This window comes from Pantoea sp. Pa-EAmG, assembly GCF_030024295.1.
In the GTDB taxonomy this organism is placed as follows: Bacteria; Pseudomonadota; Gammaproteobacteria; order Enterobacterales; family Enterobacteriaceae; genus Pantoea; species Pantoea dispersa.
In genome coordinates, this window is the sequence record NZ_JASEWO010000332.1 from 1 (window position 1) to 1,886 (window position 1,886).

Genomic DNA, 1,886 nt, shown 5'->3' on the forward strand with positions numbered 1-1,886 from the left:
CATGCCCAGTGAGACGGGCATTTATTCGATAAACTAACGCGTATCAGTAACAGCATTATCGGCTTACCAAACCAGAAACTTTAGGCACTCTCGACACCAGAGAAAGTGTTGGTCTCAGGCCTGAGGTTCTGTGGGCGACTGGCCATTGCGTTTCTGAATCTCTTCCGCTAACCGGGTAAAATGCTGCTGTAACTGTGCGTCATGGTTCTGGTTTTGTGCTTCGAGCGACAGATTGTGCACCAGTAACTGACTGGCACGATCGTCGAGACAGAACGTTAAACTGGCAAATGCGTTTTCCAGCACGGTTAATCGGCGCTGTTGTTCGGCAATTAAAGCCAGTAACTCACCAAAGGTCATCGCCTCTTCTGGTTTTTCAGTAGTCATGTAAAACACCTCCTGTAAGCATGACGAGGCAAGAATAGGGGATCGTTTGATCAGAGTCTAGATGCAGCGAGTTTATCTGGCGAGGGGGAAATAAAAACAAAAAAACCGGGTGGCGAAACCCGGTAAAACGGCACTGCGGCAGTTAATCAGTAATAAACCAGTCGTCTGCACTTTCCCACGTTTCTTGTAAAATATCGCTAATACGCTCCCGCGTGTCTTTGCCGCCGCCGAATACGCTGAGCTGGTTGCCGCCGGCATAGCGGACTTTGACATGGTGATCGTCATCGGGGAAATCACGAGAAATACGGCGGGTCAGTTCTGCACTGAGTGCATCCAGTGCGCCTGGGGGAAGGGGCTGAGTTTTCGCAACGGTAATTTCAACACGCATAAAAGCCTCCGGGATAATATACTGTTTATTTGTACAGTATAATTATGCCGAAGGCAACAGATGCAACGTTATTCTTTTATGCGCCAGTTGAGGGTCTCACCGGCCAGGAAGGGGACCAGTGTATCGTCGGCGACCTGAACGCTTTCCTGCACTGTCCAGGTTTCACGTACCAGGGTTAAGGTGCCTTCGTTGAGTGGCAAGCCATAGAAGTTGGGACCATTCTCTGAACAGAACGCTTCAAAGTGTTCCAGCGCATTCAAATCTTCAAACACCGTGGCGTAGGCCGGCAGAGAGGTCGGTGCGTTAAATACACCCGCGCAGCCGCAGCTGGCTTCTTTCAGATGGCGCAAATGGGGTGCGGTATCCGTGCCAAGGAACACGCGACGGTTGCCACTGGCGACCAATTTACGCAACGCTTCCTGATGGATATTGCGTTTTAGAATCGGCAGGCAATAAAGATGCGGGCGCACGCCGCCCACCAGCATGTGGTTACGGTTGAACATCAGGTGTTGAGGCGTGATGGTGGCGCCAAGGAATTCGTTACCTGCCGCGAGGTACTCCGCAGCTTCTTTAGTCGTAATGTGTTCCATGACGACTTTTAATGCCGGGAAGCGCTGACGCAGCGGCTCCAGCACGGTTTCAATAAAGCGCGCTTCGCGGTCAAAAATATCGATGTGTGAATCCGTGACTTCGCCATGAACCAACATCGGCATACCGAGCTGCTGCATACGCTCTAACACCTTGGCAATGGAATCAATATTGGTAACGCCATGGCTGGAGTTCGTGGTGGCATGAGCGGGGTATAGCTTAGCGGCGGTGAAAGTGCCGTTGCGGAAGCCGCGTTCAATTTCATCCGGATCTAATGAATCCGTGAGGTAGCAGGTCATCAGTGGGGTGAAAGCATGTTCTGCTGGCAGCGCGGCAAGAATGCGTTCGCGATAAGCAACAGCGGCTTCAACGCTGGTGACTGGCGGAACCAGGTTTGGCATGACAATCGCACGACCGTTCACCGCACTGGTATAAGGCAGTACTGCATTGAGCATCGCGCCATCGCGCAGATGGATGTGCCAGTCGTCAGGGCGGCGAATCGTGATTTGCTGGGGTTGGGCTGTCA

The 1,886-nt window shown here is 52.2% G+C and carries 3 protein-coding genes; all 3 read right to left on the bottom strand.

The window, feature by feature from the left end; genetic code table 11:
• Nucleotides 1-114 precede the first annotated feature (114 nt).
• Complete coding sequence (locus tag QMM04_RS22355) at nt 115-384, bottom strand: hypothetical protein (RefSeq protein WP_282997089.1); 270 nt, start codon at nt 382-384, stop codon at nt 115-117.
• 142 nt (nt 385-526) lie between these two features.
• Entirely contained in the window at nt 527-772 is a 246-nt protein-coding gene (dinI, locus tag QMM04_RS22360; protein ID WP_039337104.1) for a DNA damage-inducible protein I, read from the bottom strand.
• Between the two features lie 68 nt (nt 773-840).
• The coding region (pyrC, locus tag QMM04_RS22365; RefSeq protein ID WP_282997090.1) for a dihydroorotase at nt 841-1,886 on the bottom strand (1,046 nt) is incomplete at its 5' end.

Coding starts and splice junctions, on each gene's coding strand:
- QMM04_RS22355 (WP_282997089.1), bottom strand. CDS start 384: ATGACTACTGAAAAACCAGAAGAGGCGATGACCTTTGGTGAGTTACTG.
- dinI (WP_039337104.1), bottom strand. CDS start 772: ATGCGTGTTGAAATTACCGTTGCGAAAACTCAGCCCCTTCCCCCAGGC.